28 protein-coding genes and 4 tRNA genes are annotated in these 23,674 nt (G+C 60.5%); 24 read left to right on the top strand and 8 right to left on the bottom strand.

The genetic code is table 11. The features are described 5' to 3' along the window. The first annotated feature begins 83 nt into the window (after positions 1 to 83). Both AYB31_RS19855 and AYB31_RS19850 read left to right on the top strand, forming a co-directional pair. Positions 84 to 563 (top strand): chemotaxis protein CheW, encoded by a 480-nt coding sequence (locus tag AYB31_RS19855; protein ID WP_068830747.1) that lies wholly within the window; start codon positions 84 to 86, stop codon positions 561 to 563. A gap of 3 nt (positions 564 to 566) precedes the next feature. Next, entirely contained in the window at positions 567 to 971 is a 405-nt protein-coding gene (locus AYB31_RS19850) for a DUF2802 domain-containing protein (protein WP_068830746.1), read from the top strand. A 2-nt stretch (positions 972 to 973) separates the two neighbouring features. Here AYB31_RS19850 and AYB31_RS19845 read toward each other — a convergent pair whose 3' ends face one another. The 6 genes from AYB31_RS19845 to AYB31_RS19820 form a co-directional block, all read right to left on the bottom strand. After that, positions 974 to 1,960, bottom strand: coding sequence for a glycosyl transferase family protein (locus tag AYB31_RS19845; RefSeq protein WP_068830745.1), 987 nt, complete (start codon positions 1,958 to 1,960; stop codon positions 974 to 976). A gap of 9 nt (positions 1,961 to 1,969) precedes the next feature. Beyond that, on the bottom strand, positions 1,970 to 2,305 hold the full coding sequence (locus AYB31_RS19840) for a TusE/DsrC/DsvC family sulfur relay protein (RefSeq protein WP_068830744.1): 336 nt from the start codon (positions 2,303 to 2,305) through the stop codon (positions 1,970 to 1,972). Continuing rightward, positions 2,302 to 2,601 (bottom strand): sulfurtransferase complex subunit TusB, encoded by a 300-nt coding sequence (gene tusB / locus AYB31_RS19835; protein WP_068830743.1) that lies wholly within the window; start codon positions 2,599 to 2,601, stop codon positions 2,302 to 2,304. Before tusB ends, AYB31_RS19840 begins: the two co-directional genes overlap by 4 nt. After that, positions 2,601 to 2,960 (bottom strand): sulfurtransferase complex subunit TusC, encoded by a 360-nt coding sequence (gene tusC / locus AYB31_RS19830; RefSeq protein ID WP_068830742.1) that lies wholly within the window; start codon positions 2,958 to 2,960, stop codon positions 2,601 to 2,603. Before tusC ends, tusB begins: the two co-directional genes overlap by 1 nt. Then, positions 2,960 to 3,352, bottom strand: a complete 393-nt coding sequence (tusD, locus tag AYB31_RS19825) for a sulfurtransferase complex subunit TusD (protein WP_068830741.1) — start codon at positions 3,350 to 3,352, stop codon at positions 2,960 to 2,962. Before tusD ends, tusC begins: the two co-directional genes overlap by 1 nt. A gap of 99 nt (positions 3,353 to 3,451) precedes the next feature. After that, entirely contained in the window at positions 3,452 to 4,117 is a 666-nt protein-coding gene (locus tag AYB31_RS19820; protein WP_068830740.1) for a Bax inhibitor-1/YccA family protein, read from the bottom strand. A gap of 131 nt (positions 4,118 to 4,248) precedes the next feature. Between AYB31_RS19820 and AYB31_RS19815 the strand changes: the two genes are divergently transcribed. The 16 genes from AYB31_RS19815 (at position 4,249) to AYB31_RS21775 (ending at position 17,055) form a co-directional block, all read left to right on the top strand. After that, positions 4,249 to 4,336, top strand: a tRNA-Ser gene (locus AYB31_RS19815). 119 nt (positions 4,337 to 4,455) lie between these two features. Beyond that, a complete protein-coding gene (gene gacA, locus AYB31_RS19810; protein WP_068830739.1) occupies positions 4,456 to 5,100 on the top strand; it encodes a response regulator transcription factor GacA in 645 nt (214 codons plus the stop codon). A gap of 57 nt (positions 5,101 to 5,157) precedes the next feature. Next, positions 5,158 to 6,996, top strand: coding sequence for an excinuclease ABC subunit UvrC (gene uvrC / locus AYB31_RS19805; RefSeq protein ID WP_068830738.1), 1,839 nt, complete (start codon positions 5,158 to 5,160; stop codon positions 6,994 to 6,996). 33 nt (positions 6,997 to 7,029) lie between these two features. Next, positions 7,030 to 7,590: a CDP-diacylglycerol--glycerol-3-phosphate 3-phosphatidyltransferase gene (gene pgsA / locus AYB31_RS19800; RefSeq protein ID WP_068830737.1), complete on the top strand. Its 561-nt coding sequence runs from the start codon at positions 7,030 to 7,032 to the stop codon at positions 7,588 to 7,590. Between the two features lie 69 nt (positions 7,591 to 7,659). Beyond that, positions 7,660 to 7,735: transfer RNA gene (locus tag AYB31_RS19795), tRNA-Gly, on the top strand. A 38-nt stretch (positions 7,736 to 7,773) separates the two neighbouring features. Beyond that, positions 7,774 to 7,847 (top strand) — tRNA-Cys (locus AYB31_RS19790). 118 nt (positions 7,848 to 7,965) lie between these two features. After that, positions 7,966 to 8,052, top strand: a tRNA-Leu gene (locus AYB31_RS19785). A gap of 162 nt (positions 8,053 to 8,214) precedes the next feature. Beyond that, positions 8,215 to 9,537, top strand: coding sequence for a tyrosine-type recombinase/integrase (locus AYB31_RS19780; protein ID WP_068830736.1), 1,323 nt, complete (start codon positions 8,215 to 8,217; stop codon positions 9,535 to 9,537). 175 nt (positions 9,538 to 9,712) lie between these two features. Further along, on the top strand, positions 9,713 to 9,937 hold the full coding sequence (locus tag AYB31_RS21285; RefSeq protein ID WP_236715587.1) for a helix-turn-helix transcriptional regulator: 225 nt from the start codon (positions 9,713 to 9,715) through the stop codon (positions 9,935 to 9,937). Next, on the top strand, positions 9,934 to 10,593 hold the full coding sequence (locus AYB31_RS19775) for a hypothetical protein (RefSeq protein WP_068830735.1): 660 nt from the start codon (positions 9,934 to 9,936) through the stop codon (positions 10,591 to 10,593). Before AYB31_RS21285 ends, AYB31_RS19775 begins: the two co-directional genes overlap by 4 nt. 563 nt (positions 10,594 to 11,156) lie before the next feature. Continuing rightward, positions 11,157 to 11,441 carry a hypothetical protein gene (locus AYB31_RS19770; RefSeq protein WP_068830734.1) on the top strand — a complete coding sequence of 95 codons (285 nt, stop codon included), beginning with the start codon at positions 11,157 to 11,159 and terminating at the stop codon, positions 11,439 to 11,441. A gap of 162 nt (positions 11,442 to 11,603) precedes the next feature. After that, the gene (locus tag AYB31_RS19760; RefSeq protein ID WP_236715586.1) at positions 11,604 to 12,155 is read left to right on the top strand and encodes a hypothetical protein; all 552 of its coding nucleotides are present in this window, start codon (positions 11,604 to 11,606) and stop codon (positions 12,153 to 12,155) included. 538 nt (positions 12,156 to 12,693) lie between these two features. Continuing rightward, a complete protein-coding gene (locus AYB31_RS21590; protein ID WP_153020758.1) occupies positions 12,694 to 12,939 on the top strand; it encodes a hypothetical protein in 246 nt (81 codons plus the stop codon). Positions 12,940 to 13,017: 78 nt separating this feature from the next. Beyond that, positions 13,018 to 14,394, top strand: a complete 1,377-nt coding sequence (locus AYB31_RS19755) for a phage major capsid protein (protein WP_177332316.1) — start codon at positions 13,018 to 13,020, stop codon at positions 14,392 to 14,394. Between the two features lie 166 nt (positions 14,395 to 14,560). Further along, complete coding sequence (locus AYB31_RS19750) at positions 14,561 to 16,714, top strand: hypothetical protein (RefSeq protein WP_068830731.1); 2,154 nt, start codon at positions 14,561 to 14,563, stop codon at positions 16,712 to 16,714. Continuing rightward, positions 16,714 to 17,055 carry a hypothetical protein gene (locus tag AYB31_RS21775; protein ID WP_068830730.1) on the top strand — a complete coding sequence of 114 codons (342 nt, stop codon included), beginning with the start codon at positions 16,714 to 16,716 and terminating at the stop codon, positions 17,053 to 17,055. The genes AYB31_RS19750 and AYB31_RS21775 overlap by 1 nt, the downstream gene beginning before the upstream one ends. Here the strand turns inward: AYB31_RS21775 and AYB31_RS21280 are convergent. Then, positions 16,976 to 17,314 (bottom strand): pyocin activator PrtN family protein, encoded by a 339-nt coding sequence (locus AYB31_RS21280; protein WP_082805378.1) that lies wholly within the window; start codon positions 17,312 to 17,314, stop codon positions 16,976 to 16,978. The genes AYB31_RS21775 and AYB31_RS21280 overlap by 80 nt on opposite strands. 200 nt (positions 17,315 to 17,514) lie before the next feature. Between AYB31_RS21280 and AYB31_RS19740 the strand changes: the two genes are divergently transcribed. Both AYB31_RS19740 and AYB31_RS19735 read left to right on the top strand, forming a co-directional pair. Further along, positions 17,515 to 18,246 carry a DUF599 domain-containing protein gene (locus AYB31_RS19740; protein ID WP_068830729.1) on the top strand — a complete coding sequence of 244 codons (732 nt, stop codon included), beginning with the start codon at positions 17,515 to 17,517 and terminating at the stop codon, positions 18,244 to 18,246. Then, a complete protein-coding gene (locus AYB31_RS19735; protein ID WP_068830728.1) occupies positions 18,243 to 18,638 on the top strand; it encodes an MAPEG family protein in 396 nt (131 codons plus the stop codon). The genes AYB31_RS19740 and AYB31_RS19735 overlap by 4 nt, the downstream gene beginning before the upstream one ends. A gap of 39 nt (positions 18,639 to 18,677) precedes the next feature. On the opposite strand, the gene AYB31_RS19730 is transcribed toward AYB31_RS19735, so the two are convergent. Further along, positions 18,678 to 18,968, bottom strand: a complete 291-nt coding sequence (locus AYB31_RS19730) for a hypothetical protein (protein WP_068830727.1) — start codon at positions 18,966 to 18,968, stop codon at positions 18,678 to 18,680. A gap of 193 nt (positions 18,969 to 19,161) precedes the next feature. Here AYB31_RS19730 and AYB31_RS19725 point away from each other — a divergent pair, with 193 nt between their 5' ends. The 4 genes from AYB31_RS19725 (at position 19,162) to htpG (ending at position 23,412) form a co-directional block, all read left to right on the top strand. Beyond that, the gene (locus AYB31_RS19725; RefSeq protein WP_068830726.1) at positions 19,162 to 19,635 is read left to right on the top strand and encodes a PaaI family thioesterase; all 474 of its coding nucleotides are present in this window, start codon (positions 19,162 to 19,164) and stop codon (positions 19,633 to 19,635) included. Beyond that, positions 19,635 to 20,081 carry a PaaI family thioesterase gene (locus AYB31_RS19720; protein WP_068830725.1) on the top strand — a complete coding sequence of 149 codons (447 nt, stop codon included), beginning with the start codon at positions 19,635 to 19,637 and terminating at the stop codon, positions 20,079 to 20,081. The genes AYB31_RS19725 and AYB31_RS19720 overlap by 1 nt, the downstream gene beginning before the upstream one ends. A gap of 36 nt (positions 20,082 to 20,117) precedes the next feature. Then, positions 20,118 to 21,377 (top strand): MFS transporter, encoded by a 1,260-nt coding sequence (locus AYB31_RS19715; RefSeq protein ID WP_068830724.1) that lies wholly within the window; start codon positions 20,118 to 20,120, stop codon positions 21,375 to 21,377. Between the two features lie 130 nt (positions 21,378 to 21,507). Next, positions 21,508 to 23,412 carry a molecular chaperone HtpG gene (gene htpG / locus AYB31_RS19710; protein ID WP_068830777.1) on the top strand — a complete coding sequence of 635 codons (1,905 nt, stop codon included), beginning with the start codon at positions 21,508 to 21,510 and terminating at the stop codon, positions 23,410 to 23,412. Positions 23,413 to 23,674: the final 262 nt, after the last annotated feature.

Below are 23,674 nucleotides of genomic sequence, written 5' to 3'. Positions count from 1 at the left end.
GCCGGCAGGCGCTCTATAGTTAACGACAAGCGGGCAAACCCGCGAACGCCGCCAGAGGCGGCAATCAGACCGAGGCTAGGGACATGAAGAAATCGTCAGCGCAAGGTTCCGAAGATCCAATTCTGCAGTGGGTGACCTTTCGCCTGGATAACGAGACCTACGGCATCAACGTGATGCAGGTGCAGGAAGTCCTGCGCTACACCGAGATCGCCCCGGTTCCGGGGGCTCCGGCCTATGTGCTGGGCATCATCAACCTACGTGGCAATGTGGTTACGGTCATCGATACCCGCCAGCGTTTCGGCCTGTCGCCGGCACCGGTGACCGACAACACCCGTATCGTCATCATCGAGGCGGACAAGCAGGTGGTCGGCATCCTGGTCGACAGTGTTGCCGAGGTCGTCTATCTGCGTCAGTCCGAGGTGGAGACCGCGCCCAATGTGGGTAACGATGAGTCCGCCAAGTTCATTCAGGGTGTATGCAACAAGAACGGCGAGCTGCTGATCCTGGTCGAGCTGGACAAGATGATGACCGAGGAAGAGTGGTCCGAGCTGGAGAGCATCTGACCCATGCTTGAGATCGCGGTGGCCGTGCTGGGCCTGTTCTGCGTGGTGCTCGCAGTCGCTTGCTATCAGTTATCACTGAAGTTGCGTCAGCAGGCCGAGCTGCAGAAGGAGCGCGACGCCATGCGCGATCAACGCCTCAAGGAGCTGGGCAAGCGTCTGGACGCTTATCTGACCGGCAGTATCCGTATGGGCGAAGAGCTACATGAGCTGCGCCGGGTGGTCGCTCCGCTACCGGACAAGCTCACCCAGATCGAACAGCGTGACCCCACCAGCCTGTCCTTTACGCAGGCGGCGCGGCTGGTCGGAATGGGGGCTAGTGCTGATGACCTGACTCAGTCCTGCGGGCTGAGCCAGGCCGAGGCCGAGCTGGTCAGTCGCTTGCACAAGGCGCAGAAACAGCACTCCTGATCCTATTGCGACGGGGTGTGGCGCTTGCGCCAGATTTCCTCGCCGCGGGCGAAAGCCGTATCGCGTGGTTCTCCCAGTGCGCGCAGGGCCAGCGCCATGGTGCTCAGAACGGCCAGGCGGCCATAGTCATCATCCACATCACCACGCCAGAAGGCCTGCAGATGCTCCGGCTCCAGGCTTTCGGGCTTGACGTGGCGCTGGGCGGATAGCGCCGGCCACTCCTCATCCCAGTTGCTGCCACCCTCGCTGCCGTACAAATGGCAGGCACCATCGGGGTTGACCTCGATTTCCCCACCTTCGCCCTTGATCACCACCACGTGATCGCCCAGCAGTTGGCTCGCCTCGCGATGCACGGCCTGGTAGCCGGGGTGGAAGATGCTTTGTAAGCCGACCTTTGCCCCTAGCGGGTTGAGGATGCGCGCCAGGGAGTGGATGGGAGAGCGCAGGCCCAGGGTGTTGCGCAGGTCGATCATGCGCTGCAACTGCGGCGCCCAGGCGCCGAGCGGGGTAAAGGCCAGGTTGTGCTCGTCGAGGGCGCTGCCGACCTGTTGCCAGTCCCGGCACAGCGGAATCTCCAACAACGTCAGCAGTTGCTCGCTGTACAGGCGGCCTGCGGTGTGTGCGCCACCACCGTGAATCAGGATGCGTAGCCCGCTGTTGGCCAGGGCCTTGATGGCAAGGAGGAACCAGGGTAGATGGCGCTTCTTGCCGGCGTAGGTTGGCCAGTCGATATCCGCGGCAATGGCCGGCGCTTGCAAGCGTGCGCGTATCGCTTCGGTGAAGCCGGCGAGCTCTTCCGCGCTCTCTTCCTTGTGCCTTAGCAGCATGAGGAAGGCACCCAACTGGGTATCCTCGACCTTGCCGTCCAGCAGCATGCCCATGGCTTCGCGAGCCTCTTCCCGCGTCATGTTGCGGGCGCCGCGCTTGCCCTTGCCGAGGATGCGTACGAACTGGGCAAAGGGGTGTTCCGGTGGTGCGACAAGATTCATGGCGAGTTTTCAGAGACAGTTCGTGGGTTTCGGCAGGCCGGCGAGCTTGGCAGCAAGCTTCGCAGGAGTTCCTTTGAACAGGCGGTTCAGGTGCAGGCTGTTACCCACGTCCGGGCCGAGCTTCAGGGATACGTATTTGATCAGTGGCCGGGTGGCTGGCGAGAGCTGGAATTCGGCGTAGAAATCGCGCAACAGGTTGATGACCTGCCAATGTTCGGGCGTCAGTTGCAGCTCCTCGCGGGCAGCAAGGGCATCGGCAACGGTGCTCGACCAGTCGTTTAGTTCGACCAGATAGCCATCCTTGTCCAGGGCAATTTCTTTGCCTTCGACCAGTAGTGCATTCATAGCCAGCTGTTGACCTTGGCGTACAGGCCGCAGAGCTCGACGAATGCCGGATAGTCGATGGCCTGGGCACGGGCTGGCACGGTCATGGCGCGCGCCTGCAGGTCTTCTGCCAGGGCATACAGGGCGATAGTTGCCGGCATCAGCTCTAGTGCCTGAAGTTGGGCTGTGCCGGGCTGCAGAGCGTAGACCGCGTCGCCGGTCAGTAGCAGACCATCATGCGGACCGAGTAGGCGCAAGCAACTGCTCAGGCGGCTGTCGCTGAAGGGGGAGTGGGAAAGCAAATGCAGCGTGGCCATCAGATCGTTACCAGCAGGTCGTAGCGGTCGATAAGCAGGCCGACGGCGGAATCGTCCAGACGCTCCACCGGCAGGCCGAGTTGCGCATTTGCCAGACCGCGCTCGCTCAGGCTGCGGGTACATACATAGAGCGACTCGATGCCGAACAGGGGCAGCGCTTGCAGATTGGCGGTGAGGTCCTTTTGCTGCAGGGCGGAAGACTGCTGGCCGGTAGCCAACTGGAACACGCCATCATCGAGAAACAGTAGGCCCAGTGGCAGGTCGTAGGCGCCGCCGGCCAGGGCAATGTCCAGCGCTTCGCGGGCGGCAGGCCCTGCCCAGGGCGCCTGACGGGAAATGATCAGCATCGACTTGCTCATCACTGGCCTCCGAAGCAGATCAGGCGGTCGGCTATCTGCGCCGCTTCATGCAGTTGGCCCAGACCGGACAGTTCCCAGGGGGCATCCAGGTTGGCTGCCGGCTTGTTGTAGCGCCGGGCTTCCTCGGCATTCAGCACACCGCGCCGCAGGGCTGCAGCAATGCACACCACGGCGTCGAGTTGATGATCCTGGACAAAGGTCCGCCACTCGCCAGGCAGGTCGAGTTCATCCTGAGGGCTTACTACATTGCTGGCAGCGCTATGTACGCCATCCTGATAGAAAAACAGACGGGTTATCTCGTGTCCGCCCGCCAATGCCGCCTGGGCGAAGCGCAGGGCACGGCGAGAAGCGGGGGCATGGCCTGGGGCGAACAGGGCGATGGCGAATCTCATGGGGAATCCGAGTGTCGGCAATGGCGCAATGATAAACGCAGATGCCGGCTCAGACACGAAAAAGCCCGCCGAAGCGGGCTCTGTCGAAGTGCGTGACTATCAGTCGTCGCCCATGATGCCGAAGATTTGCAGCAGGCTGACGAACAGGTTGTAGATCGATACGTAGAGGCTGATGGTCGCCATCACGTAGTTGCGCTCACCGCCGTGAATGATGGCGCTGGTCTGGAACAGGATGCACGCCGAAGAGAACAGTACGAAGCCTGCGCTGATAGCGAGCTGCAGACCACTGATCTCGAAGAACATACCGGCGATCATGGCGCCCAGCAGCACGAAGAAACCAGCGGTGATGAAACCTGCCAGGAAGCTCATGTCCTTGCGGGTGGTCAGCACGTAGGCGGATAGGCCGAAGAACACCAACGCTGTCATGGCGAAGGCGGAACTGATGATGTCGCCGCCGTTGGGCATGCCCATGTAGATGTTCAGAATCGGGCCCAGGGTGTAGCCCATGAAGCCCGTCAGAGCGAAGGTAGTGACCAGGCCCCACGCAGAGTTACGCAGCTTGACGGTAGCGAAGAACAGCCCGTAGAAGCCGACCAGAGTAATGATGAAGCCGGGGTGCGGCAGGCCCAGCTGGGCGCTGAAGAAGGCACAGACGGCGCTGAACACCAGGGTCATTGCCAGCAGGCTGTAGGTGTTGCGCAGGACCTTGCTGACTTCCAGCTGGTCCGCCTGCGCGTGGGCTAGGGCGTAGTCTTGCTCGTGCATGGTGAAACTCCTGATTGACGAGATGAGGGTCCGTAAGGCAGTTGACCGGATCATAACAGAGCCACTACGCCTGCCAACGCCGAGAGTTTGACAGTGTGTTGCGTTCCGGTAGTATGGCGACCCGCGAATGCGGAGGTGTGGCCGAGTGGTTTAAGGCAACGGTCTTGAAAACCGTCGATGGGAAACTATCCGTGAGTTCGAATCTCACCGCCTCCGCCATATTTTGCGCCTCAGGGTCGCCGCCAAGTACGTTTTTCTGGCGTTTGCTTTCTGACGAATCTGCGCCAAGCTAGGTTCGTTGACTGCAATTGCGGCAGTTTGGTTCAGCGAGGTGTCGCTTGATTAAGGTGCTGGTGGTCGACGACCACGATCTGGTTCGTACAGGCATTACCCGCATGCTGGCCGATATCGATGGCCTGCAGGTGATCGGGCAAGCCGATTCCGGCGAAGAAGCCCTCCTCAAAGTGCGTGAGCTCAAGCCGGACGTCGTGTTGATGGACGTCAAGATGCCTGGCATCGGCGGTCTTGAGGCTACTCGCAAGCTGCTGCGCAGCCATCCCGACCTGAAAGTCGTCGCAGTTACCGCCTGTGATGATGACCTGTTCCCGACTCGTCTGTTGCAAGCGGGTGCGGCTGGTTACCTGACCAAGGGTGCCGCACTCGAGGAGATGGTCCAGGCCATTCGCATGGCCTTTGCCGGTCAGCGCTATCTCAGCCCGCAGATCGCTCAACAGTTGGCGCTCAAGTCTTTCCAGCCAAACAACGGTGGCTCGCCATTCGACCTGCTGTCCGAGCGGGAAATTCAGATCGCGCTGATGATCGCCAACTGCCAGAAGGTTCAGGTCATCTCCGACAAGCTTTGCCTGTCGCCGAAAACCGTCAACACCTACCGCTACCGCATCTACGAAAAGCTCGCGATCACCAGTGATGTGGAACTTGCCCTGCTGGCAGTTCGCCACGGCATGGTCGACGCTATCAGCTAAGCGTTGCCCGGGGGCTGGCGTTAGACTGTAGCCCCGCCTGAAACCGACGCGACATAGATGAGCCTCTCCGAATCACAACCTGTCTTTGACTCCGGCGCCTTCCTCTCTACCTGCAGTGGTCGGCCCGGCGTCTATCGGATGTTCGATGAGGCGGGCAAGCTGCTGTATGTGGGCAAGGCTTCCAACCTGAAGAAGCGCCTGGCCAGCTATTTTCGCAAGACCGGCTTGGCTCCGAAGACCGCTGCGCTGGTGGCGCGCATCGCTCAGGTCGAAACCACCATAGTTGCCAATGAGACCGAAGCGCTGCTGCTGGAGCAGACGCTGATCAAAGAGTGGCGGCCGCCTTACAACATCCTGCTGCGTGACGATAAATCCTATCCGTATGTGCTGCTCTCAAGCGGCGACTTTCCACGGCTGGGCATTCACCGCGGTGCGAAGAAGGAGAAGGGGCGCTACTTCGGGCCTTATCCCAGTGCGGGGGCTATTCGCGAAAGCCTGGCCTTGCTGCAGAAGACCTTCCTGGTGCGTCAGTGCGAGGACAGCTACTTCAAGAACCGCACGCGACCCTGCCTGCAATACCAGATCAAACGTTGCAAGGGGCCTTGCGTCGGCCTGGTGGAGCCGGCCGAGTACGCGGAAGACGTGCGCCACTCGGTGATGTTCCTTGAGGGGCGTAGCAATGCACTGGCCGATGAGCTTTCCGCTGCGATGGAAAAGGCAGCCATGAGCCTGGAGTTCGAGCGGGCCGCCGAGTTGCGCGACCAGGTTGCACTGCTGCGCCGGGTACAGGACCAGCAGAGCATGGAAGGCGGCAACGGCGATGTCGATGTGGTGGCTGCCATCGTCAATCCGGGTGGCGCGTGCGTGCATCTGATCAGCGTGCGTGGCGGGCGGGTACTGGGTAGCAAGAATTTCTTCCCGCAAGTCGGGATCGAGGAGGAGGGCGGCGCCGTTCTGGCGGCTTTTCTGGCGCAGTACTACCTGTCCAATCACGAGCGCGAGTTGCCGGTCGAGCTGATCGTCAATCAGGCGCACGAGGACCTGCCGACTGTCGCCGCGGCTATTGCCGAATTGCGTGGTCGCGAGATTGCCATCAGCCACCGGGTGCGTGGCACGCGTGCGCGCTGGCAGCAGTTGGCCGTGACCAATGCGGAGCAGGCCCTGGGCGCGCGCCTGGCCAATCGGCAGCATGTGGCGGCGCGGTTCGATGCATTGACCGAAGCCCTGGACCTGGCCGAAACGCCGCAGCGCCTGGAGTGCTACGACATCAGCCACTCCAGTGGCGAGGCGACCGTGGCTTCCTGTGTGGTGTTCGGTCCCGAGGGTCCGCTGAAGTCCGATTACCGGCGTTTCAATATCGAAGGCATTACCGCGGGCGACGACTATGCAGCCATGCATCAGGCGCTGACCCGGCGATTTGGTCGGCTCAAGGAGGGCGAGGGCAAACTGCCGGACATCCTGCTGGTGGATGGCGGCAAGGGTCAGTTGGCCATGGCGCGCGAGGTATTGCAGGAATTGGCGGTGCCCGACCTGATCCTGCTTGGCGTGGCCAAGGGGGTAACGCGCAAGCCCGGCCTGGAGACGCTTTACCTCAACGATGCCGAGCATGAGTTCACGCTGCCGGCAGACTCGCCGGCGCTGCACCTTATTCAGCAAATTCGCGACGAGGCGCACCGCTTTGCAATCACCGGGCATCGGGCGCGACGTGGCAAGGCGCGGCGCACCTCCAGCCTGGAAGAGGTCGCGGGTGTCGGGCCCAAGCGCCGGCGCGACCTGCTCAAGCACTTCGGCGGCTTGCAGGAGCTCAATCGGGCCAGTGTCGAAGAAATCGCCAAGGCGCCCGGCATCAGCAAAAAGCTCGCGGAGTCGATTTATGCGGCTCTGCACAGCGAGTAGAATGCCGGCTCACCTTGCTGGCCAGTAGTCCTGATGAACATCCCAAACCTGCTCACCGTTCTGCGTGTTGCCCTGATTCCCGTCTTCATACTGTTCTTCTACCTGCCGCTGTCCTGGAGCTACTGGGCGGCCAGTGGCGTGTTTGCCTTGGCGGCAGTCACCGACTGGTTTGACGGCTATCTGGCGCGGCGCTGGGAGCAGAGCACGCCGTTTGGTGCGTTCCTCGACCCGGTGGCAGACAAGTTGATGGTGGCCGTTGCCCTGGTCTTGCTGGTAGAGGAGCATGCCAACCTCTGGCTGACCTTGCCGGCGGTGATCATCATTGGGCGCGAGATCGTGGTCTCGGCCCTGCGTGAGTGGATGGCCGAGCTGGGTGCCAGGGCGCAGGTGGCCGTCTCCAATCTCGGCAAGTGGAAGACCGCCGCGCAGATGCTGGCGCTGGTCATCCTGCTGGGCAATCCGCCGCAGCTGACCTTGTGGGTTGGCATCGGCTACGTGCTGCTTCTGGTGTCTGCGGCGCTGACGCTGTGGTCCATGCTGCAGTACCTGATGGCCGCCTGGCCGCACCTCAGCATCGACGCCGAGAAGAAATAAAGTATTTTTGAATCAAGGGGTTGACGCGGCGCTCTCAGTCGATAGAATGGCGCCCGTCACCAAGACGACGCGGGAATAGCTCAGTTGGTAGAGCACGACCTTGCCAAGGTCGGGGTCGCGAGTTCGAGTCTCGTTTCCCGCTCCAGTTTTACACGAGTCGCCAAGGCGGCTCGTTTGGTTTAAGGCTGAGTTGCAGAGTGGTTATGCACCGGATTGCAAATCCGTGAACGCCGGTTCGATTCCGACCTCAGCCTCCAATAAAAAGCCCTGTAAATTGATGATTTACAGGGCTTTTTTATTGCCGTTGAAAAACGGCAATAACTTGCCGGGGCTTGGGTCGGCGTATATAGTCCAGCCCCTCAGCACAGCGCTACTGCCCGAATGGCGAAATCGGTAGACGCAGGAGACTTAAAATCTCTCGCTCGCAAGGGCGTGCCGGTTCGAGTCCGGCTTCGGGCACCATTTGACTGTTTCTAGCTGTCTCTACAAGTCTACGAAACCCAGCAAAACCGGCACTTTCAGCCGGTTTTGTTGTTTATGGCTGTCTCGCCTTGTCTCTATACATATTCCTATTTTAGGAATACGTTTAGGGATACGGTGGTTCGGTGAGGTTTTCGTATTCCTATGGCGCGCACAGTTGTTCCCCTGACAGACCCTAAGTGCGAGGCCGCTAAGCCTCGGGCGAAGGAGTACAAGCTGTTCGACGGCCAGGGGCTCTACCTGGCGGTGAAGCCATCGGGCGCCAAGGTCTGGCGCCTCAAGTTTACCCGGCCTGATGGGCGGGCGGGGCTGGCCACCTTCGGCAATTATCCCGCTCTTGGCCTCAAGGCTGCCCGTGCCAGGCGGGCCACCGCTCTGGAGCTGCTGGCGGCAGGGGTGGATCCCATCGAGCATGAGCAGCGGCAGCGCGAAGCAGCCCATGTTGCCGCGGGGAACACCTTCAAGGCTATCGCCATGCAGTGGCATGCAGCCAGCGCTCGCAAGTGGACGGCCGATCACGCTGCCAAGGTGCTGCGCCGCATGGAGCTGTACCTGTTTCCACCTCTCGGGCATCGCCCTGTGGATTCGCTGAAGGTCCGTGACCTGATGGCCCCACTCAAGGCGGCCGAGCAGCGCGACACCCTTGAGCTGGCCGGCCGCCTGCGCCAGTACACCACCGGGGTGATGCGTTATGCCGTGCAGCATGGGTATATCGAAACCAACCCGGCCAGCGACCTGGTAGGCGCCACTGCCACACGCAAGGCCCAGCATCGGCCGGCGCTGCCTCTTGGGCGGCTACCCGAGCTTCTGCAGCGCATTGAGGCGTACAAGGGGCGCACCCTGACCCGGCTGGCGGTGGAGCTGACGCTGCATGTGTTCATCCGCTCCAGCGAACTGCGCTTCGCCCGCTGGGGTGAGGTTGATATGCCGCGCAGCCTCTGGACGATCCCGGCCGAGCGCGATGCCATCGAGGGTGTGAAGCACTCCGAGCGTGGCGCCAAGATGCGAACCCCGCACCTGGTGCCCCTGAGCCGGCAGGCGCTGGGGCTGCTGGGCCAGGTGCATATCCTTTCCAGTCGGTTCGACCTGGTGTTCCCCGGCGACCACTACCACCACAAGCCGATGAGCGAGAACACGGTAAACGCTGCCCTGCGGCGCATGGGCTACGACACCAAGGCCGAGGTATGCGGACACGGCTTCCGGGCGATGGCCTGTTCTGCCCTGGTGGAGTCGGGATTGTGGACGCGGGATGCGGTAGAGAGGCAGATGAGCCACCAAGAGCGGAACACGGTACGGGCTGCCTACATCCACAAGGCCGAGCATCTGGAAGAGCGCCGGCTGATGGTGCAGTGGTGGGCTGACTACCTCGATGCCAACAGGGAGAAGCACGTCACTCCCTACGACTTTGCCAGCCGAGGTGAAGGGGCAGGCAAGGTGGTTCCGGTCAACTTCGGTAGGGTTGTTTGAGGCGAGGCAGTGGCAGTGGGAATAGCGCTTCGCGCTATACCGTTCGTCTGGCTTAGCGGCAGGTTTCCGGCAGGTTTCCGGCAGGATTCGGCAGGTGGTTTTAGCCCTTGTTTTCTTTTCTGAAGAAACTGAATAGATAGATATCCCTGTACTAATCAATACAGGGGTGTCCGCAATGTCTGAACCATCCATCACGCTGATTCGTATGCCCGAGCTGGTCGCAATGACTGGCTTGCAGCGAACCACCATTTACAAACGTCTTAAGGAAGATCCGACCTTTCCTCGCCCTGTTCCGCTAAGTGACAGTGGCGCGCGTGGTGCGGCGGTCGCTTGGGTTTTGGCCGAAGTGCAGAGCTGGCTCAAGGCTCGTATAGCGGCCCGTGGGAGGGCCGCAGCATGAACTCCACCTGGGCGCAGCACCTTCAAGAGCCATATCGCGACCCGTCGGGGCTCGGCTTTGCCGTCTGCCCACAAAAACGCGAAGGATTTCCACTGCGGCGGCAGCTCACCATTGTCGCCGTGTGTTGGAACTTCGCTGAAGACAGGGCCTTGTTCATCAACGGCGCCGGGTTGGTGGTTCCGTCATGGCATAACCGGGACGCGCTGGCGGCCTTGCTGCGCCGCAGGACGGTGCGGCAGGAGTTCGGGCGCGTGATCGGTGATGGGCAGTTCTCTATCAAGTCGGCTGAGCTAAATGCGCTGCAAAACACTGGGCGCATCAAGCCCTGGATAGTGCACTGGCTTGCTGAGCAGGTCGCTTGGTTGGATGACGCCGATGCTTGGGCCGCATACGTCGAGGCCGACCAAGAGGCCGAGCGGCGTGCATTTGCGCAGAGCTTTGAGGCTGCTGCTGATCTGCGGGCTCGGGGGCTAAATGTGGCCGAGGTCGGTGACAGTCGCTATGAGCTGGCCTTGCGTAATCGGCTTGATGAGAGCCGTGCAGAGTTGGAGTCGGCGCGGGCTGAGGCGCTGGCTGCCGATGCTCGGATTTCCGCCTGGCTCCGCGGGGTCGCGAGTGAGCCGCCGTTGCTGGCGATGATGCAAGCCGCTGTCTGAACTATCCGCGCCAGAAACGAGAACGCCCCCGGTGGCAGCCGAGGGCGTTGGAGGTGAATCGCTGTGCACGCTCAATCTATGCCAGGCTTCTCTGCTGGGCAAGGGTGCTTTGCATTCTTTCTTGCCCATTCATCCGCTCCGCGCTATCGTCTGTTCGTCGCTGTAAATCCAGCGACCGGGTTTGGCGACCCGATCAGTAACAGGCGCACAGGCGCCCATATCTCCATTGCAGGCGCTTTTTTTGTGCCCGCAGTGCCGTGTTATGGCGGCCGTGCGTGGGAGGCCTTCGGGTCTGCCGGGATCCTGTTACCCCGGTTCGCCAACCCGCGCACGGCTGCCACCCATAATCGTTTGGCGACGGTTCGTGGCAGCTCCTCACCAGTAACAGGAGCACCACCAATGAAACACCTGCACGCCCTCAGTCCGTCCAGGCTTCGCGCCGCTGCCCACCGCCGCATGGCCTTTGCTGCCCTGCGCGCCGACTCCTCTGCTGCTGTTCGTCTTTCACGCTACCAGCACCACATGGCCCGGGCTCGCGCCCTGGAAGGGCAAGGGGGTGTGAAATGAAGCGAGAGTACTTCGATACCCCCGAGCAGCTGTTTGTGGTTCGTTCGGATGCTCAACACGGTGTGCCTGTGGATGCGATTAATGCTGCCTGCTTGCGAGCTGAAGCGGTATTGCTGCTGCTGTCTGGCCAATTCTCTGGACAGGCTGAGTACGGCCGCTTTGCAGATCACGTCATCTTCAATGCGCTTTGGGATGTGCAAGGCACCTTGGAGCAAGTCAGGACGCTGGTCAGCTTTGCTGCGGGCACCACTACGCCCAAGGCAGAAGGTGAAGACCAATGACGCCCGCTCAGGATGCCCTATGGGATGCCGTTCACCAGCTATGGGCCGCCAATGATGTACTCGACCGGTGTGGGGTTCTATTCCGGGCGATTCAGCTGCTGGAGGGTGAAGAGGCGATAGCTCTGGCGCGTCTGGGGCAGTCGATTGCTGAGGAGTGGGCCGGTGACTTGGAGGATCATTGCAAGCAGCTGGCGGGCTCGCTCTGCCCGGATCCTCAATACCTTGCTGAACAAGGCGGGGGCGATGGCCAGGACCAGGGCTAAAACGAAGGGCCGCAAGGATTCAGGAACCTTCGCGGCTCTGCCTCATGTGGTCATGGATTCGGCTGACTTTAGGGCTCTATCCGGTGGTGCTTTGAAGGTTCTGTTGGGCCTGCTGCGGCAGTACAGGGGCACCAATAACGGAGATCTAAGCGCCACCTTTACCCAAGCCAAAGGCTGGGGTGTAGGGAGCAAGAGCACCTTGATTAATGCACTGGATGAGCTGCAGGCGAGTGGCCTGGTCATCAAGACCCGTGAGGGTAGGTTCATGAAGCCAGGTGGGTGCTGTGCTTTGTACGCGGTTGCCTGGAAGCCGATTGACGAATGCGAAGGGAAGCTGGAGGTGGAAGCCACTGCTACTCCGCCGCGCAAGTTCACTCTTGAGCTAGCAAATAACCGAGTACAGAAACTGTACCCACACGGTACAGAAACTGTACCGAAGGAGGTTGCTTAGACCATGAATAAGAGCTCTATCGGTACAGAAACTGTACGCACGGGATCGGATCACCCGGTACAGAAACTGTACTCCTTCTTAGATATACCAGGGCGGAGCCGAATTGTTCTGGTGTCGCCTTGGTTGTCCGCCTGCTTGCCGGATTGCAGGGCGGTCCAGGCCGGGAGGGGTGGGGTGAAAGTTCAAAAAGCCCCCTTTATTGGAAACCTCGCCCCCTCTCATTCACGGATTAATTCCCCTTTAACGGAATTGGTTAAGTCATGGTGTTAACTACATGTGAACTAAGTGGCCGCGTCAGTGAAGTTGCCTCTGTTCTGAGGGGCGCCGCAATTGAGCGCGGCTTGCGTATTACTCCTGATGGGCGAGTTGCTGAGGCCGATGCGGCTTGGCTTCTTTGCCTTCAGCCGAACACGTTGAAGGACCTCCGCAACAGCACTAAGGGCCCCGCCTTTTACTACAGGGGGGCCGGTGAAGGGTCGAAGGTTAGCTATCGAATTGATGATCTAGCCGCCTGGCTAGAGCAGGGGAGGGTTGAGTTATGAGCACTGCAGCAGACTTCGCCAAAGTTGCCGCAAAGCAAGCCGAAGAAATGATTGCATCACTGCCGGTGGAAGAGCAGCGGCTCTTAGCTGCCTCAGCGGCCAATGGTTGTCGGCTGAGCGTCAGCTTTGTGGTACAGCCGGGGAGCAGCTTGCCAGGTGTCATCCAGCTTTCTGCGGTAGATGATTACGGCTCGCACCATGTGGTACTGAGCCTGCGGGTGAACGTAGCTCAACGTCATTGAAAGAAGGGGAAACGCTCTACATCCGGTTTCGCCGTGTTTTCAAAATGGCCCTGTCTGAACAACAGAAAGGGCCTCCCTATGAAACGCTTCAAACTCTCCGCGCCACTGATCCTGGGTGTTATCGCCCTGGTCGTGGCCATCCCGCTGGTTATTGGCGTTGTGCTGCCGATGACCACGCAAACCATCGCCGCAGGTGTGCTCACCGGCGCGATCGTCGTGACCATGGCGGCGCTGTGCGTAGAGACTGACTCGTCTCCGCGCCGAATGGCGCATGCACAGTTCGGCCGTGCCGGTGAGGATATTGATATCGCCCGTGAATATCGTGAGGTGCAGAGCTCCCTGCAAACGGTTGGGGCCGACCTCAAGTACTACGCTGAGCAGGCCAAGAAAGATCAACACGAGCTCGGCGCCAGGCTGGCCGCTGTGGAGCAGCGTGTTGTAGCGATGGACGGCAGTTTTGCGATGTACGATCAGTCCAACCAGGCCGGTCTGGGGGCTTTGGCGCTGCAGGCTATCGAGCAAACTGCGGCAGTTCCATTCGCCTCACTACAGGAATGGAATGCCGGTACCTGCAGAATCAAGCTTCAGGCGGCCCTTCGTGCGGCTCTTACCAATGACGGTATGGGCAGCAGTGGCGATACATCGGTGCCGCGTCAGCCTGAGCAGCGCGGATTTGTCAGTGAGGTAAATCGGCCCCTGCGTCTGCTGGCTGCATTGCCGCATCGGCCGACCTCTCGGGACTCTGTCGAGTTTGTTCAGCTGAATAGCAGCGGTGAGGCGGCTGAGCAAGAGCGTGAAGGCGACGAGAAGGCTGAGATCGATGTAGAAGGCACTCTTGAAACCGCCAATATCGCCACCGTTGCGGCGCATACCACCTCCTCGAGGCAGGTGCTCAGTGATCACCCTGCGCTGCAGGCTGTCGTTGACCTTATGGTGCGTAACAAGCTGCTGAGCCGTCTGGAGCATCAGTTGATCAATGGCCCCGGCGGATTGGGGAAAATTGACGGCTTGCTGAACCAGGCCGCCACGTTCATACCGACTATAGGTACGACCCCAGCGGACATAATCGGCGAGGCGCTGACTCGCCAGTCTGAGGCTGGCTATCAACCCAGTCTGGTCATCATGAACCCCATGGACTGGTTTCGCTTGCAGATCACTCGCAAGAATGAAACCGACGAAGAGTACGTCTTCGGCTCTCCGACTATGCCTCTGGATCCGGCACTCTGGAATACGCGCATCGTGACTACGCCCAGCGTTGCCGAAGGTGAGGCAATGACCATCGATACCAGCTTTACCACGGTGCTGGACCGCGAGTCGCCAAGCATCCTTCTGAGCAACAGTCACAAGGACTATTTCACCCGAAACCTGTTGCTGATCCTGGGTGAGCTGCGCGCGGGCCTTGAGGTGCTGGATACGTTCGCCATCTACAAGATGAGTCTGATCCCCTCGTCCTGACAACGCTGACCGGCAGCGTCGCGATAGCGAGAGAGCCGGTAGGGGATTACTCGGCTAGTGCCCCTTCATGAAAAACCCCGAGAGCCCGCGCGATTACCTCTATTGTCGGTGGCGGGCACTTCAACCCAATAGCTAGCGCTGCTGGCCGTTTATCAAGGGGAATTCCATGCCCGCAAAAAGCCTCGGAACCTTGACGCTCGACTTGATTGCCAAGATTGGCGGCTTTACTGGCCCGCTCGATAAGGCTGAGCGTGAATCACGCCGGAAGATGGCCGAAATCAAGAAGTCGGCAGAGGCAGCCGGTAAAGGCCTTGCAGCCCTGGCTGCAGGCGCTGCTGCTGGTCTGACTGCTGTCACCATCAATGCAGCCAACACCGCTCAAGAAATTGCCCGCATGGCCGCGGTCTCGAACGCAGGAACCACGGAGTTTCAGAAGTTCGCAGCAGGTGCTGAGTCGGTCGGGATCAGCCAGGAAAGGCTCGCCGATATCCTCAAGGACGTTAACGATCGCGTGGGTGATTTCATCACTACTGGCGGCGGTCCGATGAAGGACTTCTTCGAGAATGTCGCCCCGCTGGTGGGCGTGACGGCGGATGAGTTCAAGAATCTCTCCGGACCTCAAGCGCTCGGGCTATTTGTGGATACGCTGCAGAAAGCCGGCGCAAACCAGCAGGAAGTGACATTCTTCATGGAGGCCATGGCCAGCGATTCAACGGCTTTGACGCCGCTGCTTCTGGATCAAGGGAAGGCCATGAAGGAGCTTGGCACCCAGGCAGAGGAATTGGGGCTGATCCTCTCTGAGGAAACCATCAAGGCCGGGCAGGAGTTCAAAAAGGAGCTCGGCCTGCTCGGACAGGTAGCCGAGGGACTTGGCAATCAGGTCGCAGCAGAGCTGCTGCCAGACCTGGCTGAGCTAACCAAAACACTTAAGGATCCAGAGACAGTACAAGCTGCGGCGGCGATGGCCAAAGGGGTCGCATCCTCGTTTAACACGATCATCAAAGGCGCCCGCGAGACTGTGAAATTCATCCAGTGGGCCTCGGAGACTGCAGCGGCTTTCATGAATGGAATCGCGGCTGATGACCTGGTTCGCCTGAATGACGAACTGGAGCGGCTGCAGGCAATGAGAGCAGGCGGAGCCTTGGATAAGTTGGTTTTTTTTGGCCGGGATGGAATCGTTGAGTACTACGACGAGCAGGAGCTGGATCAGGAAATAGGAAAAATACAGGCGGCGATCAAGAGTGCGATGGAGGCGCCCGGGAAAGTTACCCTTCCGCCAGAGCCGAAAACTGATGGCAAGGGTTTGGGGCTTGGCCTCGGTTTGCCGACGACCAGAGAAATCGAGAAAGCGGCGATTGCCGTCACCGGTACCACCGATGCCATTCAGGCACAGATTGCTGCTCTTCAGGATCAAGCTGCAACGATAGGCCTAACCAGGGAGCAGCTTGTTCTGCTCCGCCTTGAGCAGGAAGGGGCCAGCGTTGCGCAGATTGAGGCTGCCGAAGCAGCGCTGGCAACTATTACCGGCTACGAGGCGGCGCAGGATGAGCTGAGAGAGCGGGCGGATCTGCTCGAGCAAATTGGCGAGATTGAGCGCTCTACATGGAGTGATAGCAGTCGGGCGCTGGACGAATATCAGAAGAAGGTTGAGACGCTGCGTGAAGCGCTGCTAGGTGGTGATATCTCGCAGGGCCGCTATGACATGGCAGTCGCCGCGCTGGACGTGCAGCTGGAAGATGCTGCGGCGGCAACTGTGGAGGCTACCGAAGAAATCAGCGCCGCCTGGGAGGGGGCTGCACAGAACATCCAAGGCACGCTGGCTGACTTCCTGTTTGATCCTTTCGAAGATGGTCTGGATGGTATGGCCGATGCCTTGCTGAAGACCATCAGGCGAATGGCGGCAGATGCTGCGGCGGCGCAGATCACTGAGCTGTTGTTCGGCTCGGCAGTAGGGGCAAAAGGCGCCGGTGGATCGGCAGGAAGCGCCGGTCTTCTCGTAGAGGCCGGGTCGTGGCTGGCAGGGTTGGCGAGCTTTGACGGCGGCGGCAGCACGGGCAAGGGTGCCAGATCGGGTGGGCTGGATGGCAAAGGAGGCTTTCTGGCAATGATGCACCCCGACGAAACGGTGCTGGACCATGTTGCTCTTAGGCGAGAGCCGATGATCGACTATCCAGGTCTTCAAGGTGCCGCAGTTGCGCCGGCCAACAACATCACCATCAACTACAGTGGCTCTGCGGATCCGCGGGAAGCACGCAAGGCAACTGCAGAGATCGCTCGCGGAGTTTCGCGGGTGGTTTCTGGCTCAGGGAGATATAGCTGATGGGTGAATTGATCATCTTCCCTGGGCGCGCTGCGCGTACATGGAGCGAATTTCAGCCCTATCTTGAGGATGCAATGCGGGGAGCTGGAATCACGGCCGGTGCTCGACCAACTATCAGAAGGGAGGCGCGCGAGCTGTTCGATAAGGTCTTTGCGGAGGCGCCTAAGATATCAATCGCGTTGGAAGGTCTTGGGCTTAATCCTGACGAGGTGGAAGACCTTCAGAAGCGCGTAGGAAGTGGAATCCGGGAGTTTAAAGATTTCATGGTGCAGCGGGCTTTTGTGGCTTGGGCCTCTGCGATTTTGCTTCTGCTGGAGAAACATCAGGCCTTCCAGCGCTGATGGGTGCGAATTTCTGAAGTTCCTTTAACGCCTCGCTACGCCGTCTATCGATGTAATCGGCCAGGTCTTGGAGGTGAACCCCCTTGGCGCTCTTCTGTGACTGCTCGATGCGGACTATAGGCAAGTCGATCTCGCCGGCGTGCACCTTCCGCTGTAGCTTCTCTGGCGTTAGGTGCGTGAAGTAGTCCGAACAGACCTGGCTTAGAGGAATGATGGCGGCTCCTGAGTATTGGGCCAGTAGGATAAAGGCGGTTTTCATCGATCCCCTCGCAGGTAAATCCTGATTTAGGAATATGTTTAGGAATACTGGCTCAAGATTTTAAGCTGCAGAGTGAGTATTTACATGGCCTGCAGCTGCATAGTTCTAGTCCGGCTTCGGGCACCATCTTCCGCATTCTTCTCCCTCAGCTCCCTGTATCGGCTCTGGCTATAATCGGCCGTCCATTACAAGGAGTGCGTATGCCCATCGACAAGGCTTATCTGCCGCATCTGGCTGCGGTGGCGTGGTTCGTGATCTGTTGGTTGGGGTACACCCGTTATGCCACCTGGAAGGCCCGTGATACGGCGTGCCTGGCCAGTGTGATGCATCTTTACCGTGAAGACTGGATGCGCCGGCTGTTGCTGCGCGACAACCGTATCGCCGATGCCAGTGTGATCGGCAATCTTGAGCGCAATGCCTCGTTCTTCGCCTCCAGCACCTTGATCATCCTCGCGGGCGTATTGACGGTGCTGGGCTCCTCGGACCGTGCCGTGTCATTGCTGCAGGATCTGCCGTTGGTGCAGGCGGTCAGCCGCGAATTGTCTGAGCTGAAGCTGATCTGCCTGGCGATGGTGTTCATCTACGCCTTCTTCACCTTCAGCTGGTGCATGCGCCAATACAACTTCGCGGCAGTGTTGGTGGGCTCGGCGCCGTTGATCGGTGAGCGCGATGTGTCCGAACTGCAGCGCAAGGCGTTTGCCACGCGGGCGGCGCGTGTGGTGTCGATGGCGGCCAACCAGTTCAACCTGGGGCTGCGGGCCTACTACTTTGGCCTCGCGACACTCGGTTGGTTTATCAATCCCTGGTTCTTCATGCTGCTGACGGCCGGCGTGGTCGCGGTGTTGTATCACCGCGAGTTCCATTCCGACGTGCTGAAAGTGATGGTCTATACCCAAACTGCGGCCGAGCCGGCCAAGGAGAAAAGCGAATGACTCTGCCTTTGTGGTGCCTGTTTTTCAGTGCGGTGCTGATTTTCCTGGCCAAGGTGCCGGTGGCCAAGGCCATGGCCGAGGAGGGCGGCGGACGTTACGACAATCATCATCCGCGTGCGCAGCAGGCGCGTCTGACCGGGTTCGGTGCTCGCGCCGTGGCGGCGCACCAGAACAGTTTCGAGGCGTTTTCGCTGTTTGCGGCCGGTGTGCTGGTGGCCCACGTGACGCAGACGCAAGGGGCGCTGATCGATGTGCTGGCTGTGCTGTTCGTGATCGCCCGGGTGCTCTATCTCGTGCTGTATTGGGCCGATCTGGCCTGGCAGCGTAGCTTGGTGTGGGTGATTGGGCTGGTTTGCAGTCTGTTGCTGATGCTTAGCCCTGTGTTGGGCTGAAACGAAGAAAGGCCCGCTTGTGCGGGCCTCGGTCTGCTATCACTCGCCGTCGACGGCTTCTTTGGCTTTGCTGCCTGCCTCTTCCATGGCATCGGCTGCGTTTTCGGCGGCATTTTCGATCTTCTCGCCTGCAGTCGGCTCACGGCCCAGCGCTTCGTTGGTTTTTTGCTCAAGCGCCTCGCCGGTATCTCGGGCGGCCTCACCGAGGGACTCCATGGCCTCGGAGGCGTTCTCCTTGGCCGACTCCATCTTGTCTTCCGGGGTTTCCTCACAGGCGGCGAGTGTCAGCATGGCGGCCAGCAGCGCGGCATAGGTAAAGGGCTTGCGCATGGTCGATTCTCCTTTCGGTGGCTTTAGCATCGAGGGCTATCCTCAAGACTCCAGATAGGAGGGCGCTGGAGTGGCCAAAGTTCCGCCCGATCCGGTCAGTGCACCGGCATGAGCAGGGAGTGGCGCTGTCTGCCGGGCACGCTGAGCGGGTATGATGCGCGCCTTTTGCAATATCGCCCCGGGAATAGCAGTCATGAGCGATAACCCTGTTCTAGAGCGCGCCCAGCGCTTTCTGATGGCGCTGCGGCACTGCCAGGTGCTGGGCCTGAGCGTGCACGAGGCTACGCCGCAGGGCCTGACCCTGCGCCTGCCTTACAGCACGCAGATTATCGGCAACCCGGAAACCGGTGTGATCCATGGCGGCGCCATCACCACCCTGATGGATACCACCTGCGGCATCTCCACCGTGTGCGTGCTGCCGGAATTCGAGATCTGCCCGACCCTGGATCTGCGTATCGACTACATGCGCCCGGCCCAGCCCCATAAGGACGTATTCGGTTTCGCCGAGTGCTTCCGGGTAACCGAGAACGTCATCTTCACCCGTGGCTACGCCTATCAGGACGACCCCGCAGAGCCCATCGCTCATGTGGTGGGGGCCTTCATGCGCATGGGCAAAGGCGCGCAGGGCGACAGCGGGCTCAAAAGCACTATCCAGGGAGGTGCCTGATGACCGCACTCAATCTCAATGACCTGGTACGTGAAGCCCACGAGAAGGACAACTACGACACGCTGCTCAGCCTGATCCCCTACGCCAAGCTGATCGGTATCGAATGCCTGCGCCTCGGCGACGACATGGTGTTCCGCCTGCCGGCGAGCAAGGAAAACATCGGCAACCCGATTCTGCCGGCACTGCACGGCGGGGTGATCGCCGGTTTCATGGAGCATTCGGCGATGCTCCACCTGCTGATGTTCATGGGCATTCCACATTTGCCGAAAATCATCGACTTCTCGATAGATTACCTGCGCGCCGGTCATTATCGTGACACCTACGCCCAGTGCCAGGTTTGGCGCCAGGGGCGCCGTGTGGCCAATGTGGCCATCACGGCCTGGCAGACCAGCCAGACCGAACCCATTGCCACGGCTCGCGCCCACTTCAAGGTCGACGAGCCCTGAGCGGGATGCGGGAAGAATAATCACTAAGGAATTTTAATGGATGCGTTGCTGATCCTCGGCGGCCTGCTGTTGATCCTGGCCGGCCTGGTCTGGCTGGTGATGCTGGCCTTTTCCACCAGCCTGCTGTGGGGCTGGGGCAGTCTGCTTCCACCGATAACCCTGATCTATGTGCTGCGCCACTGGCGTACTGCTCGCAAGGCGCTGGTGGTATCGGCCTTGGGCTGCATTCCGCTTGTAGTGGGGCTGGTGCTGATGGCCAGCCAGGACGCCGCCCGCCTGGAGGCGATTCTCAGCCTGCGCTGGCTCAAGGATGCGCCCAAGGCTCCTGCCGAGCTGGACATTCGCCTGAATGGCGAGCTGAACGGCCAGCCCTTCTCACCGCAATACGCCGAGCTGATCGACGACGTGCTGACGCTGCGCGAGGGTGAGGACTTCTTTGCCCGACGCGAAGTGAAAATTCGCCTGCCGCATGGCAGCAAGGGCGCGGTCATGCTGGATGTGCTGCCGGCGGATCGCGGTGCGCTGCCGGAAGTCGAGATCAGCTGGCTGCTGCCCGAACAGGACCTGCCCGAGGCTCGTCGCCTGGACAAGGGTTACACCTTGCACCTGGATCTGCAGGTTCTGCCACCGAACAAGTTGCAGGGCGATTTCCATCTGGTCATGCCGCCATCCTTCAAGACCAGCCTGAGCGGGCGTCTCGAGCTGTTCTCCGACCGGCTGCGTTATCGCGATGGGCGTGTCGACACCCGCTTCGATTCCCGCGAAACCCTGGCCAGTGTGGTCGAGGACTACCTGCAGCGACGCTTCTCCACGCGCCTGGTACAGCTCGCCGAGTTGCCGGAGATGACCTTCCCGGCGCAGCGCCTGGCGCTGGATATCGAGGCTCGTATCAATGGTGAGTTGCAGCGCGTGCCGGTGGTGCTGGAGAAGGATGCTGCAGGCTGGCGAGTGGCGGGAGACCGTTACCCGGCGCTGCACCTGTCTGCTCGTACCGAGCCGCAAGTCGCCAGCTCGCAGCCCGCGGTGGCGACCCCGGTTGCTCCGGAAGTCACGCGTCCGACCCTGGATCGTCGTCTGCGCTTCTCCTTGCCGCGTCTGCAGCGCAACCCAAGCCAGTACCGCAACCTGCTGATGCGTGTCAGTCGCGCGAGTGGCGGCACAGTGGAGGGGCGTTTCGTCGGCATCGACAGCGATGACAGCATTCGCCTGAGCCAGCAGATGGGTGGCGGAGCGGGACAGGCCAGCTTCAGCTTCAAGCCCGAGGAAATCGGCCGCATCGAGCTGCTTGAACCCTGACATGACCAGGCGCGGGTTGGCGGTGGCAGTGCCGTCAATCCCCCCAAGCCCTTGAAATATTTCCTGAAGTCCCCATCTGCAGGACATCCGCCGCGATTGCGGCCTGTCCTGCATGTGGAGTTTGATGACCATGAGTGTGGAAACTCAAAAAGAAACCCTGGGCTTCCAGACCGAAGTGAAGCAGCTGCTTCACCTCATGATCCATTCGCTGTATTCGAACAAGGAAATCTTCCTGCGTGAGCTGATTTCCAACGCTTCGGATGCGGCCGACAAGCTGCGTTTCGAAGCGCTGGCCAAGCCCGAGCTGCTCGAAGGTGGCGCCGAGCTGAAGATCCGCCTGAGCTTCGACAAGGACGCCAAGACCGTCACCCTCGAAGACAACGGCATCGGCATGAGCCGCGAGGAAGTGATCGCGCACCTGGGCACCATCGCCAAATCCGGCACCGCCGACTTCATGAAGAACCTGACCGGCGACCAGAAGAAGGATTCGCACCTGATCGGTCAGTTCGGCGTTGGCTTCTATTCGGCGTTCATCGTCGCCGATCAGGTTGAGGTGTTCACCCGTCGCGCCGGCGCTGCCGCCAGCGAAGGCGTGCACTGGTCGTCGAAAGGCGAGGGCGAGTTCGAAGTCGCCACCATCGACAAGGCCGAGCGTGGCACCCGCATCGTTCTGCACCTCAAGGCCGATCAGGAAGAGTTCGCCGACGGTTGGCGCCTGCGCAATATCGTCAAGAAATACTCCGACCATATCGCTCTGCCGATCGAGCTGCCGAAGGAGTTCCATGGCGAAGAGAAGGACAAGCCGGCCGAGGTCGAGTGGGAAACCGTCAACCGCGCCAGCGCCCTGTGGACTCGTCCGCGTACCGAGGTCAAGGATGAGGAGTACCAGGAGTTCTACAAGCACGTCGCCCATGACTTCGAGAACCCGCTGAGCTGGAGCCACAACAAGGTCGAAGGCAAGCTGGAGTACACCTCGTTGCTCTACGTGCCGGGCCGTGCGCCGTTCGACCTGTACCAGCGCGAAGCGCCCAAGGGCCTCAAGCTCTATGTACAGCGCGTGTTCATCATGGATCAGGCCGACCAGTTCCTGCCGCTGTACCTGCGTTTCATCAAGGGTGTGGTGGACTCCAACGACCTGTCGCTGAACGTTTCCCGCGAAATCCTGCAGACCGGCCCGGTGGTCGAGTCGATGAAGTCGGCGCTGACCAAGCGCGTACTGGACATGCTGGAGAAGCTGGCGAAGAACGAGCCCGAGCAGTACAAGGCCTTCTGGAAGGCCTTCGGTCAGGTCCTCAAAGAGGGCCCGGCGGAAGACTTCGCCAACAAGGAGAAGATTGCCGGCCTGCTGCGCTTTGCCTCCACCAGCGAGGAGTCCGGCGAGCAGTCGGTTTCCCTGGCCGACTACCTGGGGCGCATCAAGGAAGGTCAGGACAAGATCTACTTCCTCACCGGCGAAACCCACGCGCAGATCAAGAACAGCCCGCACCTGGAAGTGTTCCGCAAGAAGGGTATCGAGGTGCTGCTGCTGACCGACCGCATCGATGAGTGGCTGATGAGCTACCTGACCGAGTTCGACGGCAAGCAGTTGATCGACGTGGCCCGTGGCGACCTGGACCTGGGCAAGCTGGACTCGGAAGAGGACAAGAAGGCCCAGGAAGAAGTGGCCAAGGCCAAGGAAGGGCTGGTCGAGCGCCTCAAGGGCGCGCTGGCCGAGCAGGTGGCCGAGGTTCGCGTATCGCACCGCCTCACCGATTCGCCGGCGATCCTGGCCATCGGCGAGCAGGACCTGGGTCTGCAGATGCGCCAGATTCTCGAGGCCAGCGGCCAGAAGGTGCCTGACTCCAAGCCGATCTTCGAGATCAACCCGCAGCACCCGCTGATCGAGAAGCTGGACGGCGAGCCGGACGAAGATCGCTTTGCCGACCTCTCGCACATCCTCTTCGACCAGGCCGCTCTGGCCGCCGGCGACAGCCTGAAGGACCCGGCCGCCTATGTGCAGCGCCTGAACAAGCTGCTGGTCGAGCTTTCCGCCTGATCGGCATCGCCTGTTGAATGAGCCCGCTTCGGCGGGCTTTTTCATGCGCGGGCAATTCAGGGCGATACACCGGGTGAGCGTGCCGACCAGCCAATCCCATCCCAGGCCAAACGCTCCTGCCAACCCATGATCGCTAATGGGCTTGGCATACGCGATGGAATTAGTGCTGGAGCTTGCCGGGTGGTGGCTATTTAATGGCCATATGCATGGGCTTTATCTGACCTGTGCTTGCCTGTTCTACTAGCCGCGTCCTTCAGTAGTT

It is taken from the genome of Pseudomonas sp. BMS12 (genome assembly GCF_001592875.1).
GTDB lineage: Bacteria > Pseudomonadota > Gammaproteobacteria > Pseudomonadales > Pseudomonadaceae > Aquipseudomonas.
The sequence above is the reverse complement of the archived record's forward strand: the minus strand, read 5'-3'. Positions and strand labels throughout refer to the sequence as shown.

What these genes read in the sequence shown, in the direction of transcription:
- AYB31_RS19855 (WP_068830747.1), top strand. Translation starts at nt 84, where the DNA reads ATGAAGAAATCGTCAGCGCAAGGTTCCGAAGATCCAATTCTGCAGTGG.
- AYB31_RS19850 (WP_068830746.1), top strand. Translation starts at nt 567, where the DNA reads ATGCTTGAGATCGCGGTGGCCGTGCTGGGCCTGTTCTGCGTGGTGCTC.
- AYB31_RS19845 (WP_068830745.1), bottom strand. Translation starts at nt 1,960, where the DNA reads ATGAATCTTGTCGCACCACCGGAACACCCCTTTGCCCAGTTCGTACGC.
- AYB31_RS19840 (WP_068830744.1), bottom strand. Translation starts at nt 2,305, where the DNA reads ATGAATGCACTACTGGTCGAAGGCAAAGAAATTGCCCTGGACAAGGAT.
- tusB (WP_068830743.1), bottom strand. Translation starts at nt 2,601, where the DNA reads ATGGCCACGCTGCATTTGCTTTCCCACTCCCCCTTCAGCGACAGCCGC.
- tusC (WP_068830742.1), bottom strand. Translation starts at nt 2,960, where the DNA reads ATGAGCAAGTCGATGCTGATCATTTCCCGTCAGGCGCCCTGGGCAGGG.
- tusD (WP_068830741.1), bottom strand. Translation starts at nt 3,352, where the DNA reads ATGAGATTCGCCATCGCCCTGTTCGCCCCAGGCCATGCCCCCGCTTCT.
- AYB31_RS19820 (WP_068830740.1), bottom strand. Translation starts at nt 4,117, where the DNA reads ATGCACGAGCAAGACTACGCCCTAGCCCACGCGCAGGCGGACCAGCTG.
- uvrC (WP_068830738.1), top strand. Translation starts at nt 5,158, where the DNA reads ATGAGCCTCTCCGAATCACAACCTGTCTTTGACTCCGGCGCCTTCCTC.
- pgsA (WP_068830737.1), top strand. Translation starts at nt 7,030, where the DNA reads ATGAACATCCCAAACCTGCTCACCGTTCTGCGTGTTGCCCTGATTCCC.
- AYB31_RS19780 (WP_068830736.1), top strand. Translation starts at nt 8,215, where the DNA reads ATGGCGCGCACAGTTGTTCCCCTGACAGACCCTAAGTGCGAGGCCGCT.
- AYB31_RS21285 (WP_236715587.1), top strand. Translation starts at nt 9,713, where the DNA reads ATGTCTGAACCATCCATCACGCTGATTCGTATGCCCGAGCTGGTCGCA.
- AYB31_RS19775 (WP_068830735.1), top strand. Translation starts at nt 9,934, where the DNA reads ATGAACTCCACCTGGGCGCAGCACCTTCAAGAGCCATATCGCGACCCG.
- AYB31_RS19770 (WP_068830734.1), top strand. Translation starts at nt 11,157, where the DNA reads ATGAAGCGAGAGTACTTCGATACCCCCGAGCAGCTGTTTGTGGTTCGT.
- AYB31_RS21590 (WP_153020758.1), top strand. Translation starts at nt 12,694, where the DNA reads ATGAGCACTGCAGCAGACTTCGCCAAAGTTGCCGCAAAGCAAGCCGAA.
- AYB31_RS19755 (WP_177332316.1), top strand. Translation starts at nt 13,018, where the DNA reads ATGAAACGCTTCAAACTCTCCGCGCCACTGATCCTGGGTGTTATCGCC.
- AYB31_RS19750 (WP_068830731.1), top strand. Translation starts at nt 14,561, where the DNA reads ATGCCCGCAAAAAGCCTCGGAACCTTGACGCTCGACTTGATTGCCAAG.
- AYB31_RS21775 (WP_068830730.1), top strand. Translation starts at nt 16,714, where the DNA reads ATGGGTGAATTGATCATCTTCCCTGGGCGCGCTGCGCGTACATGGAGC.
- AYB31_RS21280 (WP_082805378.1), bottom strand. Translation starts at nt 17,314, where the DNA reads ATGAAAACCGCCTTTATCCTACTGGCCCAATACTCAGGAGCCGCCATC.
- AYB31_RS19740 (WP_068830729.1), top strand. Translation starts at nt 17,515, where the DNA reads ATGCCCATCGACAAGGCTTATCTGCCGCATCTGGCTGCGGTGGCGTGG.
- AYB31_RS19735 (WP_068830728.1), top strand. Translation starts at nt 18,243, where the DNA reads ATGACTCTGCCTTTGTGGTGCCTGTTTTTCAGTGCGGTGCTGATTTTC.
- AYB31_RS19730 (WP_068830727.1), bottom strand. Translation starts at nt 18,968, where the DNA reads ATGCGCAAGCCCTTTACCTATGCCGCGCTGCTGGCCGCCATGCTGACA.
- AYB31_RS19725 (WP_068830726.1), top strand. Translation starts at nt 19,162, where the DNA reads ATGAGCGATAACCCTGTTCTAGAGCGCGCCCAGCGCTTTCTGATGGCG.
- AYB31_RS19720 (WP_068830725.1), top strand. Translation starts at nt 19,635, where the DNA reads ATGACCGCACTCAATCTCAATGACCTGGTACGTGAAGCCCACGAGAAG.
- AYB31_RS19715 (WP_068830724.1), top strand. Translation starts at nt 20,118, where the DNA reads ATGGATGCGTTGCTGATCCTCGGCGGCCTGCTGTTGATCCTGGCCGGC.
- htpG (WP_068830777.1), top strand. Translation starts at nt 21,508, where the DNA reads ATGAGTGTGGAAACTCAAAAAGAAACCCTGGGCTTCCAGACCGAAGTG.